Here is a 16,403-nt window from a genome sequence, read left to right on the forward strand (position 1 = left end):
ATAGAAAAAGAGCTGTGTACATGCAGCTCTTTTTCTTTATTGCAAAAAATACCTTGCCAATTAGGCAAGGTATTTTAATTTGAATTTATTTTGTTTGTTTAGAAGTTGATTCAGCTTCTTTTGCATTCGCTTTACTTCTTGTACCTAACATAACTAAATAGCATAGTACAGCAAACAAGCAAGAAATGAATAGTGAATGTAATAATGCCATTGCTAAACTAGCATTTGTAAATACCACTAAAATTCCTACGATAGCTTGAAGTGTAACAAGGATAAATGAAATGATCCATCCCCAGTATACGACAGGCTGCTGTTTGTAATGGCGAATAGCGAGAATCATCGCGTATAGTATCCAAGCGAAAATTAACATCGCTGCAACTCTATGTCCCATTTGAACCCATTCATGGAGTTGAGTTGGCATAGGTCTATTTTTGCTACATAAAGGGAAGTCTGGACAGGCTAAGCTAGCTCGTTCGTGACGTACTAAAGCTCCTGTATAGACAACGAGATAACAGTAAATTGTTACACCATAAATATGAAATTTCATTTTTTTGTCCATAATAAGTGAACGTGCATCAAATTTTTGGTCAATTTCAAAGATAAGACACGTTAATAAAATAACAGAAGCAAATGAAATTAAGGAAATACCGAAATGGATAGCAAGTACAGCTGGCATTTGTCCCCAAACAACTGCTGCAGCCCCCATTAATGCTTGTGCAACTAAAAATACGAAGGATAAAATTGCTAACGTTTTTGTTTCGCGCACATGTTTATAATATTTCCAGGACAAAATACAAAGGAGAGTGACAAGAATTCCTGCGGATCCTGATGTAAGGCGGTGACTCAGTTCAATAATAGTTTCCATTGATAAATTAGATGGAACAAATTCACCGTTACAAAGTGGCCATGATTTACCGCAGCCTTGGCCAGAACCCGTTTTTGTAACTAAGGCGCCTCCTAGTAAAACTATTAATAAATCAAGACTCGTAATGACTGCTAACCATTTAATAAAGCGTTGCAATCTCTTTCACCATCTTTCTGCTATGAAGTTATTGCGAAATATTTTCATTCCATTATGTATAGAATAAAACGCGCTAGTTCCTATGATATATAAAAAATAATAAAATAGCAAAGAAATGGCGGGGGAAGACAGGGGAGAGAAAATGGGTGTAGAAATAGGATGTATAAGGAAAAAATTAGGGGGAAAATAGGCTATTTTGAAAAGAAATGGGGAGAATACGTGTTAAATATGACAAAAAAGTTTATGATAGAAGGTAACATCATGTTATGATAAGGACAAGTAAGAATTAAGTTTTTTATGTTCGACACAAAAAGTTCATGTTTTCTTCACAAAATGTTCGGGAAATATGATTTAATATATTGGAGTATGGGCGTAGATTAGTAGTAGAATGGGTTAACAATGTTTCTACTGTAATAATATTGCTATATAGAAGCGAAATATTTCATTCGAAATAGGCGCAAAAAGAAAGATGAAAGTTTTAAGAGGGGGTTAAAGTGATGAACCATGCAACAAGTGAGCTGCATGATGAGTCTGCTGTTACAAGTGTACCGGAAACAACTCGGTTACAAGATTTAAAAGCGCTCGTTAAAATGGGGATTGTAAACTCAAATACACTTACTGTATTTACAGGATTTTGGTTGGCATTACACTTTAATGGATTAAGTGTGATGGACAATCTGGATAAGTTATTTTTTACAATCGTTGGTTCTGGATTAGTTATGGCAGGGGTATGTTGTTTAAACAACTACATTGATCGAGACATCGATCCATTAATGGAAAGAACAAAGACCCGTCCAACGGTTACTGGAAAGTATAAACCAGGATTTGCACTTACATTTGGATTAGTTATATTACTTCTTGGGTTTGTATTTTTATTATTAACAACACCAATGGCAGTATTAATGGGCTTTATTGGTGCTTTCACATATGTTGTTCTATATAGTTTATGGACAAAGAGAAAGTATACACTAAATACTGTTGTAGGTAGTATCTCTGGTGCAGTTCCACCTTTAATTGGATGGGCAGCAATCGATCCATCTTTAGGCCATCCAATTGCTTGGATGCTATTTTTGATTATGTTTATTTGGCAAATCCCACATTTCCTTGCATTAGCAATGAAACGTGTTGATGAATATCGAAATGCAGGAATTCCAATGCTTCCTGTAGTTCATGGATTTGAAATTACGAAACGCCAAATTATGATTTGGACAGTATGTTTATTACCACTACCATTTTATATGAGTGGTCTAGGGATAACATTTATGGTAATTGCAACATTGTTAAACATCGGATGGATCGTTTTAGGATTTTATGGCTTCCGTAAGAAAGATGACATCAAATGGTCCGTACAAATGTTTGTTTATTCCCTAAATTATTTAACAATCTTATTTGTATCAATGATTGTAGTTACATTCTTCTAAGACAACGACATAATTGGATTTCTTTACGTTGAGATTTACTTTACTTAACTATAAAGTACAATCTAATTCACAAGGAAAGTGGGGGTTGTTTGTATGAAGAAACAGTGGCGACTGCTTTCGTTCGTTTCACTGCTGGCTTTACTGTTAGGGGGATGCGGTAAAGCCTTTCAATCTACTTTAATTCCGCAAGGAGAAGTAGCAAAAATGCAATATGATTTGCTCTTACTAGCAACTGCGATTATGGTAGGAGTAGTACTAGTAGTTACTATTATTTTCTTATATGTAATTGTGCGTTTCCGACAAAAGAAGGGTCAGGAAGATTATATTCCGGAGCAAGTTGAAGGGAATCACAAACTAGAAATTATATGGACAGTTATTCCGATTATTCTTTTGTTAATCTTAGCTGTTCCAACGGTTACATATACATTCAAACTTGCTGATGTAAGTGCGATGGAGAAAAAGAATATTGATAAAGATACTATCGTTGTTGATGTAACAGCGAATCTTTATTGGTGGGAATTTTCTTATAAATCAGAAAAAATAGTAACTTCTCAAGATTTAGTCATCCCCACAGGTAAGAAAGTGTATTTGAATTTGAAGGGTGCCGATATTAAACATTCGTTTTGGGTTCCATCTTTAGCTGGGAAAATGGATACAAATACAGATAATGTGAACAAAATGTGGTTAAAGGCAGATAAATCGGGCACTTATAATGGTTTTTGTACAGAATTTTGCGGCCCATCACATTCTTTAATGCAATTCAAAGTGAAAGCTTTAGATGAAAGCGAGTACAAAAAATGGCTTGCTGATATGAAGAAGATTGATGGGAAGAAAGAAGTAGCTTCAACAAAGGCGCAAGAGGGCCAAGAAATATTTAATAAAAGCTGTATTGGTTGTCACGCAGTTGGATCTAATGATAGTAGACCACCTTCCGCTCGTATCGCACCAAACTTAGCAAACTTTGCGGATCGCGATATGGTTGCCGGTATTGCCGAAAACAATGAAGAAAACTTAAAAAAATGGCTGAAAGATCCTGAAAATATGAAACCAGGAAATAAAATGACTGGTAAATATGGCAACTTAACGGATGATCAAATTGATGCATTAAATGCATACTTACAAACGTTAAAAGTTGAAAAGTAAAGAGGGATTATTCGCGAAGGGGAGGTTGAAAACGTGAGTTCTGTAGCAAAAAAACAGGGGATGGGTGCTGTCATATGGGATTATTTAACGACAGTAGACCATAAAAAGATTGCCATTCTCTATTTAATTGCAGGTGGATTGTTTTTTGTAATAGGCGGAATAGAAGCTCTATTTATTCGCCTTCAATTAGCGATTCCTAACAACGCTTTTCTTGTTGGGGATGCTTATAATCAAGTATTAACGATGCACGGTACAACAATGATTTTCCTCGCAGCTATGCCACTCGTGTTTGCATTTATGAACGCCGCTGTACCACTTCAAATTGGTGCACGCGATGTAGCGTTCCCGTTTTTGAATTCACTCGGATTTTGGTTATTTTTCTTTGGTGGAGTATTTTTAAATTTAAGTTGGTTTTTAGGTGGAGCACCTGATGCAGGATGGACATCTTATGCGTCTTTAGCTTTAGCCTCTAAAGGCCATGGTGTTGATTTTTATGTACTCGGCTTACAAATCTCTGGTATTGGTACATTAATTGGAGGTATTAACTTCCTTGTAACCATTATTAATATGCGTGCGCCAGGGATGACGTATATGCGTATGCCGATGTTTACTTGGACGACATTTGTAACATCTTCGCTAATATTATTCGCTTTTCCGCCGTTAACTGTAGGATTAGGACTTTTAATGTTAGATCGTTTATTTGGAACAAGTTTCTTTAATCCAGCATTGGGTGGGAATACAATTATATGGGAGCATTTATTCTGGATTTTCGGTCATCCAGAAGTATACATTCTTATACTCCCAGCTTTCGGAATATTCTCAGAAATCTTCGCGACATTTTCGAAAAAGCGATTATTTGGTTATTCATCGATGGTGTTTGCGACGGTATTAATTGGATTCTTAGGATTTATGGTATGGGCGCATCATATGTTTACTGTTGGGCTTGGTCCAGTTGCAAATGCTATTTTCTCAGTTGCAACAATGGCGATCGCGGTTCCGACCGGTATCAAAATATTCAACTGGCTCTTTACAATGTGGGGCGGAAGTATTCGTTTTACGACACCGATGATGTGGGCAGTAGCTTTCATTCCATCATTCGTAATGGGTGGAGTTACAGGTGTTATGCTAGCATCTGCACCAGCTGATTATCAATTTCATGATAACTATTTCGTAGTAGCACACTTTCATTATGTAATCGTTGGTGGTGTTGTATTTGGTTTACTTGCAGGGGCTCATTATTATTGGCCACTGATGTTTAATAAAGTGTTGAATGAAACGTTAGGGAAGATAACGTTTTGGCTATTCTTTATCGGTTTCCATTTAACGTTCTTTATTCAGCATTTCCTAGGGTTAATTGGTATGCCACGTCGTTACTACACATATCTTGAAGGGCAAGGATTGGAAATGGGGAATATGATCAGTTCTATTGGAGCGGTGTTTATGGCTCTTGGAACGATTGTTCTTCTATTCAATGTAATTAAAACAACAGTATCAAAAGAAAAAGCTGGTCGTGATCCATGGGATGCACGTACATTAGAATGGACAATGCCAGCACCTACACCGGAATATAACTTTAAACAATTACCATTTGTGCGTGGATTAGATCCGTTTTGGATTGAAAAACGTGAAGGGAATAAAGAGATGACAGCGGCGGAACCAGTTGGTGATATTCATATGCCAAATCCATCGTTTTCACCATTTATTATTTCTTTAGGATTGTTTATAGCAGCATTCGGTGCAATGTATATGCAGGGCGGAAAAGATAAGTTTTGGTTATTAGTAGCGATTATTGGTTTAATCATTACATTTGGCACGATGTTCCTACGTTCAGTAATCGATGATCATGGATATCATATTCATAAGGAAGATTTAGAAGATAAGGGGGGCAAGGCATAATGCATGTAGATGAAAAATTAACGAATGAAACATTTCCAGCAGAGCCTGAAAAAGCAACCCTTGAGGGAAAAAATAAGTTTGTCGGTTTTTGGTTATTTCTTGGAGGCGAAACAGTATTGTTCGCTTCCTTGTTTGGCACATATTTAGCGTTAAAGAATTCTACAAATGGTGGACCAACATCTCAAGAGATGTTCCAAATGCCACTCGTTTTCATTATGACGATGCTTTTATTAACGAGTAGCTTAACGAGCGTATATGCGATGTATCATATGAAAAACTTTAACTTTAAGAAAATGCAACTTTGGCTACTAGTAACAGTGTTGCTCGGTTTAGGATTTTTAGGATTTGAGATATATGAGTTTTATCATTATACGCATGAATTTAAGCATACTATGAGAAGTAGTGCGTTTGGTTCCGCGTTTTATGCTCTTGTTGGTACGCATGGACTCCACGTATTGTTTGGATTGTGTTGGATTTTAACATTAATCTTTAGAAATGCGAAGAGAGGGCTAAATTTATACAATGCGCCTAAGTTTTATGTTGCATCGATTTATTGGCACTTTATTGACGTAGTTTGGGTGTTTATTTTCACTGTAGTATATTTAATGGGAATGGTGGGATAAACAATGGCGATAAAGCAAACGAATAATCCTAAAGTTGATCTTGTTTATCGGAAGAGAAAAAGTGCGGAGGAAATGAAACATCAAGTTATTACGTTTGCATTAATGATTTTTTTAACATTAGTTGCATTCGCAGCAGTAGCATATCCGAAAACTTTTAGTCCGACTTTCTCAGTACCATTTATATTACTATTAGCAGTGGTACAAGTAATTTTTCAATTGTATTATTTTATGCATATGAGTCATAAAGGCCATGAAGCGGCAAGTTTCTTTCTTTATTCTGGTCTGTTAATTGGGTTAATTACAATTTTAGCTTTTATGACAATTGTGTGGATTTGAAAAGTGAAAAATAAGGGAGCTTGTGTTGTCACAGCTCCCTCTTCATATTATGTGAAAGGGTAACCTTAAGAAGGTGGGTGTGACAATGAGTAACTTGTGGATATTTGGTTTTCAAGCTCTATGGAGTCCAATTTTTTTATTATTTATGCTTTCGATTCTTATTGGGTACTTTTTAATTATTGGGCCATATAGAACACGATTTGAAAATGCGACGAAGGTAAGTAAGAAGCAAATTTTTTATTTTACGACTGGGATTGTTCTTTTGTACTTTGTAAAGGGCGGGCCTATTGATTTAATTGGTCATATTATATTTAGTGCACATATGTTTGAAATGGCAGTCATGTATATTGCAGTTCCGCCGTTATTATTGCTTGGTATACCGGTTTGGTTATATCGTTATATTACTTCTTTTAAGTTCGTTCAAATTATATTAAAGATATTTGCTAAGCCACTTATTGCATTGTTTGTATTTAATGGCCTGTTTTCTTTTTATCATTTACCAGTTGTTTTTGATACAGTAAAACAAAGTCAAATTGCTCATCCTATTTGTCTCGCTATATTGTTCTTTACGGCAATCATGATGTGGTGGCCGATGCTAAATCCATTACCAGAATATCAAACGTTAAGTGATATAAAGAAACTTGGTTATATGTTTGCTAACGGTATATTATTAACGCCAGCTTGCGCGTTAATCATTTTTGCGACTGCACCGTTATTCGCAACGTATACGGATCCGGCTGCTTGGATGAAGGCGATGGAACTTTGTGTACCAGCGGGAACTTTATCAGATTTAAATATAACGGGACCAGAATTTTTGCACTGGATGCCAGTCGTACAAGACCAACAAACAGGCGGCATCATTATGAAAATTGTCCAGGAAATAGTGTATGGTACAATTATCGGCTATGTATTTTTTCGGTGGGCGCGTCGAGAGCGTGAAAAGGATAAAGAGCAGTTGCAACAATTGCCACCGTATTTACAAACGAAATAAAAGTGAGTGCATCCTATTGATGCACTCACTTTTATTTTATTCAATGATTTGGAACTCTTTTAACTCTTTTTCGACATTTTGTAGGAGTTGTTCGCTTTTTTGAAGTACATTCGTTGGGAAATTTTCACCATCACCGTACTCAACGCCGTGAGGATAATAATGTTTTCCTAATAAGGGAGGAAGTAGCTTTACTTCAGCGTGTCTACTACCAATGTCACCTTCAACAGCAAAACCTTGTACACGCAAATAATAAATGTCGTTTAATATTTCGAATTTATAATCGTATGTAACCCGCTCATAATCCCATTGTCCAGCAAGTACAAAATGGTTCTTTTCCATAATCTCTGTTAATAGTGTTAAATCAACGACTGCCCCATTAAATTTCGTATTTGTAAATTGCATATAATACCTCCTCTTTTCATGTTATATCATTATTTTTATAATAGTATGAATAATAAGAAAGTGCAATTCATATTGAGAGAAAAGGGATAATCCAGACTTTTTTTGCGAAAATATGATATAGTGAAAAGAGTACGGTACACACAAAAAAAGGAAAGAAAAGGATTTGTGTATATCTCAATTTTATGTTTTGTGCAGGAGGTATATCGATTGAAGAAATTATTGCGTATCGTAATGATTACATTTTTAATTTTAGCTATTGATTTATACGGGAAATTACTCGTTTCACAATATATATTAACCCCATCTCAATCAAAGCAAGAAAATAAAATTGTGAAAAAGAAAAAACAAGTAAATGAAGAATCTTCCGATACTGTTTTAAATATGATTGGTGGGGACTCTGAAAATTTATTAGCAAAATGGGGCGAACCCTCTCGAATAGAGCCATCTGCTTACGGATATGAATGGTGGGTATACAATCAAGATTTAACTCAGTATGTGCAATTTGGGGTTGCGGAACGAAAAGTTGTAACGGCGTATGTTGCGGGAGAGCAAGTTAAGGTGCCGCCTTATTATATAAATGAAAAGTATGAAGAAGTGTATAAAAAGAATCCACTCTCGCATGAGATTTCGTTAAAAAGAGGGAAAAATAGTTATCAATTTGAGTTATCTGACACGGAAGTGATGGAACAACCATTAATACCTGTAGAAGATGGCTGGGCACAATTATATTTTGATCATTTTACACATGAGCTTGTTGGTGTTCGTTATATGGATGATGAAACATTATTACGCCAAAGACCGTATCAGCTTGTTTATTCAGGTGAATTACTAGCTGAACAACCATTGACTCCAGATAAAATGAAACAAATAGAGAATGGGAATATGCAACAAATTTTTGATTTAACAAATATTATTCGAAGTCGCCATAAGTTACCGTTGTTAGCTTGGGATCAACAAACAGCAGATGTGGCTATAGGGCATAGTAAAGATATGAAGGATAATAATTACTTTTCACACGATTCACCTACACAAGGCACGTTAGGAGATCGTTTACAGCGCGGGAAAGTAGGGTTTCAACTTGCTGGTGAAAATATAGCGGCGCAACATAGTGATGGAATTGCGGCGGTGCAAGGTTGGTTAAATAGTGAAGGGCATAGAAAGAATGTATTAAATGAACAATTTACAGGATTAGGTGTTGGGGTATACGATAAGTTTTATACACAAAACTTTATTCGAAAATAAAGTGAAGTTTTAAGTTGTGTAGGGACACCTCACGTTTAAGTACTTCGTATTTACTGAATTGTAGGTGGGAATCTTACCGTATGCAAATAGCAGGATAAAAAGGTGCATGAATCGTCTAAAAATAGGCGAACCATGTGCCTTTTTTTTCTTACTATATAGTAGATATACATGAAGAGGTGAGGATTATGCCAACAACAAAAGGACCGTTACATCCATCGGTTCAACAGTTTAAAGAGTTTGTAAACCATCACCCTAAAATGGTTCATGAGGTTAGAAGTGGTCATAAAACTTGGCAACAGTTTTATGAAGAATGGTACTTACTTGGTGAAGAAGATCCGATATGGGCGACGTTTAGACCTGATGGAGCACCAGCTTTTTCTTCAGTAAAAGAAAATAAACAAGAAAAAGAAAAAGATAATCGAACTGAAGAGGAAAAAACTGCTGATGTGATGGGACAAATGCTTTCTTTCTTTAAAAAGCTAGATGTGGAACAAATGCAACACCATTTAGCTAATGTGACGAGTGCTATTGGTAGTGTGCAACAAGTTTTTCAACAATTTCAAGGGAAGCCCGCGCGGCAAGAAGAAAGTACTTCCGAAAATAATCCATTTTTCTTTCAGAAGGATTAGGGGGAAAGCGGATGAGAGCAGAAATTATGGAGTTTATAAAGGCTGATGAGGATTTATCTCGCTATATTAGGGAGCAACCATACTGGTATAGAAAACTAACGCGAAACCCTGAAGAAAAAGAGGCATTTGAGTTAGCAGCTATGCAACATTTCAAAAAAACGATACCAGATAAAGTGGAGAAATTTCAAAATCAATTGGCAGTTGCTTCCATTATGATCGATATGTTTCAGTATATGAAGCAGCAAAATACAACATAATTGGAAGGGAAAACTATGTCCGTCATGCAGAACTTTTGATACAATAGAAGCGGATTATTTAAAAAGGAGTTGCAGCATGAGCATGACGGAAATTTGTTTAGTACGACATGGACAAACTGATTGGAATTTTCAAGAGATTATTCAGGGGCGTGAAGATATTCCACTTAATGAAGTGGGAAAGAAGCAAGCAAGTCAAAGTGCAGTTGCTTTGCAAGCGGAAGCATGGGATGTAATTATAAGTAGCCCATTAATTAGAGCGCACGAAACAGCTAAGGAAATTGCAGGGGCTACAGGATTGCAATCAATTTTATTAGATGAGCGATTTGTTGAACGTAATTTTGGTGAAGCTTCAGGGAAGCCGGTTGCGACTGTTAGGGAGCTAATTGCAGAAGGTAAAGTAGAAGGTATGGAGCAAGATGAAGAGATTGTGACTCGTTGCTTTGCTGCTGTAAAAGATGTTGCGGAAACTCATTCTGGCAAACGTATTATCATTGTAGCTCATTCACATGCGATAAAAGCAATTTTACATGCAATTGCACCGGAAGATATTTCATTTAAGACACCATTAAAAAATGCATGTATTAGTTATGTGAAAGAAAATAGTGGGCAATGGGATGTTCTGAAATATAATATTGCGGAACATATTAATGTATAAGTATGTGCTAGAATTGTATGGAAAATAGTTAGAGTAATATCTTTCTGTTTAGTGAGACACTTCAATTAGTAGTTCTATTCTAAATGTGGTATGATGAATATTCGGAGGTGTCTCTCATGATTGTAGCGACGCTGGAAAGCGTATTGATATTAGATAAGGCAGAGCAGCTTGCAAAAGCGATCATCTGTTCAGATATAGCAGAAGATTATCGTAAGTGTTATAAAGAATTGCATGAAGATATGGAAGTTCAGACGTTAATTCAGCAATTTACAGCGATGAAAGAACGATATGAAGAAGTGCAACGTTTCGGTAAATATCATCCTGATTATACTTTCGTTTCGACGAAAATGAGGGAGTTAAAGCGTTCTGTAGATTTACATGATAAGATTGCAGCTTTTAAACGAGTAGAAACAGCTTTGCAAAAGTTGTTAGATGAAGTTAGTGTCGCAATCGGTTCTGAGGTATCTTCTTCCATCAAAGTTCCAACAGGAAATCCATTTTTTGATGCTGGTGGCTGTGGTGGCGGTTGTGGTACCGGCGGAGGTTGTGGTTGTAAAACGGGGTAAATCACCCCGTTTTTTAGAAGATAGAAGAAAACGTATACAGAGTTTGTCCTATAATGTCATAAATTTCTGATTGGTTTTCATAAAATATAAAATATATGTTTTTAAAAGGAGAAGATGGAGAAGATTATGTTCGGGCAACGACAAAGTATGATTGTTTATTTACATTCATTGAAACATGCCAAGATTTTAAGGAAATATGGTAACATACATTACATATCAAAACGCTTAAAATACGCAGTAGTATATTGTGATATGGAACAAATTGAGCATATGATGCAAAAGTTGAACAAACTTCCTTTTGTGAAAAAGATAGAACCGTCGTACCGCCCGTATTTAAAAACGGAGTTTGAAAATTCACGTCCTGATCGGGCAAAAGAATACGATTATAGCTAATAAAAAATCCCCTGCTAATTTTAGCGGGGGATTTTTTATTTGAAATCAAGTGTTATTTCATTGGAGGAATGAAATTATTCATTCGTAAAATACCAATTAAATGATTGAAGAACAGTTCTTTTTCTGGGAAAGTTGTGGATGGTTTTACTGTAAAGGTAGTTACTTTTTTTCCTAGTTGTTCTGCTGTTTCTTCAAATAAAATGACGCGCTTACTTTTTTTATTTTCAAGTACAGGAATGCCTTCACGACATATGTATAATGGTTGGAAATCACCAGTAGTAGTCGGCTTTAATATTACAACAAGTGAGCACACTTTTTTTTCATTTTTAATCGTTTCAAATTGTAACATATGTGTTATACGTTCTTGATTTGATTTGGCAATTTCAAGTAATTCATATAAATCAGAGTAGCCTTCTCCGAGTTCTATAAAGCGTTGAATCATATTTTTTCCTCCTCTTTCTTTTACTTACTGTACCATCTCATTTTTTAAATGAAAAGTAGACAAAGAAAAAAAACCCTGCAAAGCAGGGCCCTTCTTATACTAGCTTGTACTAGTAAGAAGGCAAAGGGAGAGGAGAAACCGGAGGAAGAACTTATGGGGAAACGTAAGTCTTCTCCGCGGTTGGCAACAACATCGAAGGTGATGTTGTTATAATTATTTATGTCCAATCTAAATGAAGATATACATCATGAAATTAAATTTTATGTTTGGCTTTTTATTTTTCTTTTTTTTATTTTATGATAGGATAAAAAAGGTAAAGTGAAATGAATAGTTCGTGTTAGCGAATAGTGAGATGAATACATAAAAATGCTGAGCGGTTATTTTAAGTTAAGTCCTTCTAGTGTTCGTTGAAAGATGAATGGAATCGTATAGTTTGGTAGCGGTTACCGAATGGAGGAAGGCTTTCTATAGTTGCTCGATAGATTGAAATAAAGGTAGTGACAACAGATGAGAGTAGTTTCAGGAAAATGTAAAGGGCATCCACTTAAAGCGGTGCCAGGTAATACAACACGTCCAACGACAGATAAAGTAAAAGAATCAATTTTTAATATGATAGGTCCTTATTTTGATGGCGGTACCGCTCTTGATTTATTTGGCGGTAGTGGTGGTCTTGGAATCGAGGCTATAAGTAGAGGGATTGATAAAGCAATCTTTGTTGATCGAGATAACAAAGCGATAAAGGTAATCCATCAAAATTTAGAAAGTTGTCGCATACAGGAACAAGCTGAAGTATATCGAAATGATGCAGAACGTGCGGTAAAGGCTCTTATAAAACGTGAAATATCATTCGATCTTATATTAATTGATCCTCCATATAAAGATCAAAAAATTGTATCTTTAATTAGTGTGATGGATCAACATGGATTGTTACATAGAGATGGATTAATTATGTCAGAGCATGGTAATGATGTGGTTTTACCTGATTCTATAGGGAGACTTGTGAAAGTAAGAGCTGAAAATTATGGGATTACGGCAATATCGATTTATAAGTATGAAGGTGAGGGGACGGAATGACTAGTATAGCTATTTCTTCGGGAAGTTTTGATCCAATTACCCTTGGGCATCTGGATATTATTAAAAGGGGAGCAAAAGTATTTGATGAGGTATACGTAGTAGTTTTAAACAACTCGTCAAAAAAACCGTTTTTTTCAGTTGAAGAGCGTTTAGATTTAATTCGAGAAGCAACAAAGGATATCCCGAATGTAAAGGTAGATTCACATAGTGGACTATTAGTGGAGTATGCGAAAATGCGTAATGCAAACGCGATTTTACGTGGGTTACGAGCGGTTTCTGATTTTGAATATGAGATGCAAATTACTTCTATGAATCGAAAATTAGATGAAAATATTGAAACCTTTTTTATTATGACAAACAATCAATATTCATTTTTAAGCTCGAGCATTGTGAAAGAAGTTGCGAGATATGGCGGAAGCGTAGTGGATCTTGTACCTCCTGTTGTAGAACGTGCTTTAAAAGAAAAGTTTCAAACCCCGTTAAAGTGAACGGGGTTTTTCTTTGTTACTACGAAAAAATAATAAGATAACATATACATATAAACAAAATAATGTGAATATCGGTCCATAGTGCACAAAAGATGTCCAAATTTCATGCAATATAGAAGAATGATTTGGTAAAAATACGGGGATATCTTGTTGCATAGGTGAAAAAGAGGTTACTTTTTCATAAAATGGTTTCCAAAATATAAAAGTGAAAATAGGAGCAAGAATACTTTGAATAATTCGCGCGAAAAAATAAGGCTTAAATCGGATGTCTGTTTCAGCTAATATGCTAGCAACTTGTGCCTGAATAGAAAGGCCGCTAAATGCTAAAATAAAGCTAGTTACCATAGCTTGCTGCAAGAGGGGTGTTTCATTTACTTGACTAATCATTTGGCTTCCGAGTGTCATTTCAAAAATGCCTGATAATATCGGAATGCTAAATTCTGTAGTTAGTTGGAAGAATGATAAAATATGTTGCATAATAAAAGAAAGTGCTGCTGTAATATGAAATACAGTAATCATTTTATTTAAAACAGAGAATAAAATAATAAATCCACCAATCATAAGTAACGTTTGAATAGAAGAAACGATAGCGTCCCCAAGTAATTTTCCTATTGGTCTTTTTTCTTGTATGCGTGTCTCGTGTAGGATTGAAAAAGGGTTTTGAAAAGGACGTTTTTTAGTAGTATGTTTATCATTCGTGGAAACGTTGCTATTGCCGTAAAAACGCATCAATAACCCGACAGCAAAGTTACTTAAATAATGTGCAGCAGCTAATACGATTCCTAATTTCGGATTATTGAAAAAACCGATAGAAACAGCTCCAAAAATAAAGAGTGGATTAGATGAGTTTGTAAAAGATACGAGGCGCTCTGCTTCGATTTGTGTTAGCTGATTACTTTTACGCAGTCTAGCGCTTAATTTGGCGCCAGCAGGGAATCCTGAAGCCATTCCCATTGCCCAAACAAATCCACCTATCCCTGGAACGCGAAAAAGTGGTCGCATGAGTGGTTCTAATATAACACCTATAAATTTTACAACACCAATACTAATTAGAAGTTCCGCAATGATGAAAAACGGTAAAAGTGAAGGGAATACAACTTCCCACCATATATTTAACCCTCGAATGGAAGCTTGCAAAGCAGCTTGGGGGTGGAGTACAAGAGAAAAGGTTAAAAACAATGTTGATATGGTAAGGAAAGCCGTTTTCCATTTTTCATACATGTAAATAAATCCCCCTTTGTCCCAAAAAACGTTCATTTCAGTATACGTGGATACGTGGTGAATTTAGACCATAAGTATGAAAAAAGGAATGAAAAAAATTAAAGGGTGAGAAAAATGAAAGAACCGAAAATAGGTTTAGCTCTCGGATCTGGTGGCGCAAAAGGGTTTGCTCACATTGGTGTTATAAAAGTTTTAAGGGAAAATGGTATACCGATTCATATGATTGCAGGAAGTAGTATGGGGGCTTTAGTAGGTACATTTTATGCAGCTAGCTCAAACGTTGAAAGGCTGTATAAACTGGCAAATGTTTTTAAGAGGAAATATTATTTAGATTTTACGGTTCCGAAAATGGGATTTATTGCTGGAAAACGTGTCAAAGATATGATTAAAATGTTTACATATAATAAAAATTTAGAAGAGTTAGATATCCCGACGGCTGTTGTGGCTACTGACATCTTGAAGGGGGAAAAAGTAGTTTTTACAAGTGGTCCTGTTGCAGAGGCGGTAAGAGCTAGCATATCTGTACCTGGAGTGTTTGTACCAGAAAAAATAGATGGACGATTATTGGTGGATGGCGGAGTGATTGATCGCATTCCAGTATCGGTTGTGAAAGAGTTAGGTGCCGATATTGTTATTGCTGTTGATGTATCCCCGATTAAAGTGAATGGAGAGGTTACGTCTATTTATGATGTAATTATGCAGAGTATTGAAATTATGCAACATGAGCTTGTGATGAATCGGCAAATTGCATCGGATTTAATGATGCGACCAGCTGTAGAACAATTTAGTTCACGTGCTTTTACAAATATTGAAGACATTATTCGAGTTGGAGAAGTAGAAGCGGAAAAACATGTTGCAAATATTTTTTTATTAATTGAGCAATGGAAGGAGAAACATAATGTTTAAGCGTTTTCGGTTTATATATGCAATTTTAATAGGGGTTATATTGGCGATGTTACTGGTTTACGTACGTTTACCGTATTATGTAACAAAACCAGGAATGGCGGCCAAATTAGAGCCTTACGTTCAAGTTGAGGGTGGAACGAAAGAATCCGGTGATTTTATGCTTGTTACGGTTTCAATGGGACCAGCAAATGTGGTGAATTTAATAGCGGCACAGTTTAATAAATATACACATATTTCGAAAGCAGAAGAAATATTGCAAAAAGGTGAAAGTGATGAAGAATATCAATTTCGCCAAAATTATGCGATGAAAGATTCGCAAAATGCAGCAATTTATAATGCTTATAAACGTGCAAATCGTACTGTTTCTTTTGAAAATAAAGGTGTATTGGTTGCTGGTGTAGCGAAAGGGATGCCGTCAGAAGGAAAGCTTAAACTTGGAGATGTCATCGTAGCTGTCGACGGAAAAACATTTGAAAAGACGGAGCAATTTATTGAATATATGACAGGGAAAAAAGAAGGAGATACAGTAAATATTGAGTACAAGAGGAATGGAAAACAGTTAAAAGAAGATCTAAATGCAAAGACCATCCCAAATGGAAATGGACGCGTTGGTATAGGGGTTTCTATCGTTACAGAAAGAGAATTAGTGGTAGATCCGAAAGTGAAAATTGATTCTCATGAAATAGGTGGACCATCG

The 16,403-nt window shown here is 35.8% G+C and carries 20 protein-coding genes; 16 read left to right on the forward strand and 4 right to left on the reverse strand.

All coding sequences use genetic code 11. The features are described 5' to 3' along the window. Positions 1-85 precede the first annotated feature (85 nt). Positions 86-1,021, reverse strand: a complete 936-nt coding sequence (gene ctaA, locus MR113_RS19475) for a heme A synthase (protein ID WP_061678266.1) — start codon at positions 1,019-1,021, stop codon at positions 86-88. A 497-nt stretch (positions 1,022-1,518) separates the two neighbouring features. Between ctaA and ctaB the strand changes: the two genes are divergently transcribed. From ctaB to ctaG, 6 genes are all read left to right on the forward strand, one after another. Further along, on the forward strand, positions 1,519-2,442 hold the full coding sequence (gene ctaB / locus MR113_RS19480) for a protoheme IX farnesyltransferase (protein ID WP_001015058.1): 924 nt from the start codon (positions 1,519-1,521) through the stop codon (positions 2,440-2,442). Between the two features lie 93 nt (positions 2,443-2,535). Next, complete coding sequence (gene coxB, locus MR113_RS19485; RefSeq protein WP_000745278.1) at positions 2,536-3,585, forward strand: cytochrome c oxidase subunit II; 1,050 nt, start codon at positions 2,536-2,538, stop codon at positions 3,583-3,585. A gap of 60 nt (positions 3,586-3,645) precedes the next feature. Next, positions 3,646-5,481 (forward strand): cytochrome c oxidase subunit I, encoded by a 1,836-nt coding sequence (gene ctaD, locus MR113_RS19490; RefSeq protein ID WP_170955056.1) that lies wholly within the window; start codon positions 3,646-3,648, stop codon positions 5,479-5,481. Then, positions 5,481-6,104 carry a cytochrome c oxidase subunit III gene (gene ctaE, locus MR113_RS19495; RefSeq protein WP_000557861.1) on the forward strand — a complete coding sequence of 208 codons (624 nt, stop codon included), beginning with the start codon at positions 5,481-5,483 and terminating at the stop codon, positions 6,102-6,104. Before ctaD ends, ctaE begins: the two co-directional genes overlap by 1 nt. Before the next feature lie 3 nt (positions 6,105-6,107). Then, positions 6,108-6,440, forward strand: a complete 333-nt coding sequence (gene ctaF, locus MR113_RS19500; protein WP_000985699.1) for a cytochrome c oxidase subunit IVB — start codon at positions 6,108-6,110, stop codon at positions 6,438-6,440. A gap of 85 nt (positions 6,441-6,525) precedes the next feature. After that, the gene (gene ctaG, locus MR113_RS19505) at positions 6,526-7,431 is read left to right on the forward strand and encodes a cytochrome c oxidase assembly factor CtaG (protein ID WP_242256305.1); all 906 of its coding nucleotides are present in this window, start codon (positions 6,526-6,528) and stop codon (positions 7,429-7,431) included. Positions 7,432-7,467: 36 nt separating this feature from the next. On the opposite strand, the gene MR113_RS19510 is transcribed toward ctaG, so the two are convergent. Continuing rightward, the gene (locus MR113_RS19510) at positions 7,468-7,833 is read right to left on the reverse strand and encodes a YugN family protein (RefSeq protein ID WP_242256307.1); all 366 of its coding nucleotides are present in this window, start codon (positions 7,831-7,833) and stop codon (positions 7,468-7,470) included. A 207-nt stretch (positions 7,834-8,040) separates the two neighbouring features. On the opposite strand from MR113_RS19510, the gene MR113_RS19515 reads away from it, so the two are divergent. The 6 genes from MR113_RS19515 (at position 8,041) to MR113_RS19540 (ending at position 11,575) form a co-directional block, all read left to right on the forward strand. Beyond that, complete coding sequence (locus tag MR113_RS19515; RefSeq protein WP_242256309.1) at positions 8,041-9,075, forward strand: CAP domain-containing protein; 1,035 nt, start codon at positions 8,041-8,043, stop codon at positions 9,073-9,075. Between the two features lie 185 nt (positions 9,076-9,260). Continuing rightward, positions 9,261-9,704 carry a YlbD family protein gene (gene ylbD / locus MR113_RS19520; RefSeq protein WP_001143336.1) on the forward strand — a complete coding sequence of 148 codons (444 nt, stop codon included), beginning with the start codon at positions 9,261-9,263 and terminating at the stop codon, positions 9,702-9,704. An 11-nt stretch (positions 9,705-9,715) separates the two neighbouring features. Next, entirely contained in the window at positions 9,716-9,961 is a 246-nt protein-coding gene (locus MR113_RS19525) for a YlbE-like family protein (protein ID WP_001200991.1), read from the forward strand. 82 nt (positions 9,962-10,043) lie between these two features. Then, positions 10,044-10,616, forward strand: a complete 573-nt coding sequence (locus MR113_RS19530; RefSeq protein WP_242256320.1) for a histidine phosphatase family protein — start codon at positions 10,044-10,046, stop codon at positions 10,614-10,616. Between the two features lie 116 nt (positions 10,617-10,732). After that, positions 10,733-11,182 (forward strand): YlbF/YmcA family competence regulator, encoded by a 450-nt coding sequence (locus MR113_RS19535; protein ID WP_166701979.1) that lies wholly within the window; start codon positions 10,733-10,735, stop codon positions 11,180-11,182. 126 nt (positions 11,183-11,308) lie between these two features. After that, complete coding sequence (locus MR113_RS19540) at positions 11,309-11,575, forward strand: YlbG family protein (RefSeq protein ID WP_061678315.1); 267 nt, start codon at positions 11,309-11,311, stop codon at positions 11,573-11,575. Positions 11,576-11,627: 52 nt separating this feature from the next. Here MR113_RS19540 and MR113_RS19545 read toward each other — a convergent pair whose 3' ends face one another. After that, a complete protein-coding gene (locus MR113_RS19545; RefSeq protein WP_000616014.1) occupies positions 11,628-12,017 on the reverse strand; it encodes a DUF7147 family protein in 390 nt (129 codons plus the stop codon). Positions 12,018-12,524: 507 nt separating this feature from the next. On the opposite strand from MR113_RS19545, the gene rsmD reads away from it, so the two are divergent. Together rsmD and coaD are read left to right on the forward strand one after the other, a co-directional pair. Next, positions 12,525-13,091, forward strand: coding sequence for a 16S rRNA (guanine(966)-N(2))-methyltransferase RsmD (gene rsmD, locus MR113_RS19550; protein WP_073516240.1), 567 nt, complete (start codon positions 12,525-12,527; stop codon positions 13,089-13,091). Then, positions 13,088-13,579 carry a pantetheine-phosphate adenylyltransferase gene (gene coaD, locus MR113_RS19555; RefSeq protein ID WP_000200598.1) on the forward strand — a complete coding sequence of 164 codons (492 nt, stop codon included), beginning with the start codon at positions 13,088-13,090 and terminating at the stop codon, positions 13,577-13,579. The genes rsmD and coaD overlap by 4 nt, the downstream gene beginning before the upstream one ends. Here coaD and ylbJ read toward each other — a convergent pair. Continuing rightward, complete coding sequence (ylbJ, locus tag MR113_RS19560) at positions 13,571-14,800, reverse strand: sporulation integral membrane protein YlbJ (protein WP_242256311.1); 1,230 nt, start codon at positions 14,798-14,800, stop codon at positions 13,571-13,573. The genes coaD and ylbJ overlap by 9 nt on opposite strands. Positions 14,801-14,914: 114 nt before the next feature. On the opposite strand from ylbJ, the gene MR113_RS19565 reads away from it, so the two are divergent. After that, entirely contained in the window at positions 14,915-15,706 is a 792-nt protein-coding gene (locus tag MR113_RS19565) for a patatin-like phospholipase family protein (protein WP_061678258.1), read from the forward strand. Further along, positions 15,699-16,403, forward strand: a 705-nt coding sequence (locus MR113_RS19570; RefSeq protein WP_242256312.1) for a PDZ domain-containing protein, incomplete at its 3' end; no start/stop codon positions are given. The genes MR113_RS19565 and MR113_RS19570, both read left to right, overlap by 8 nt.

The organism is Bacillus cereus group sp. BfR-BA-01379, assembly GCF_022663605.1.
In the GTDB taxonomy this organism is placed as follows: domain Bacteria; phylum Bacillota; class Bacilli; order Bacillales; family Bacillaceae_G; genus Bacillus_A; species Bacillus_A mobilis.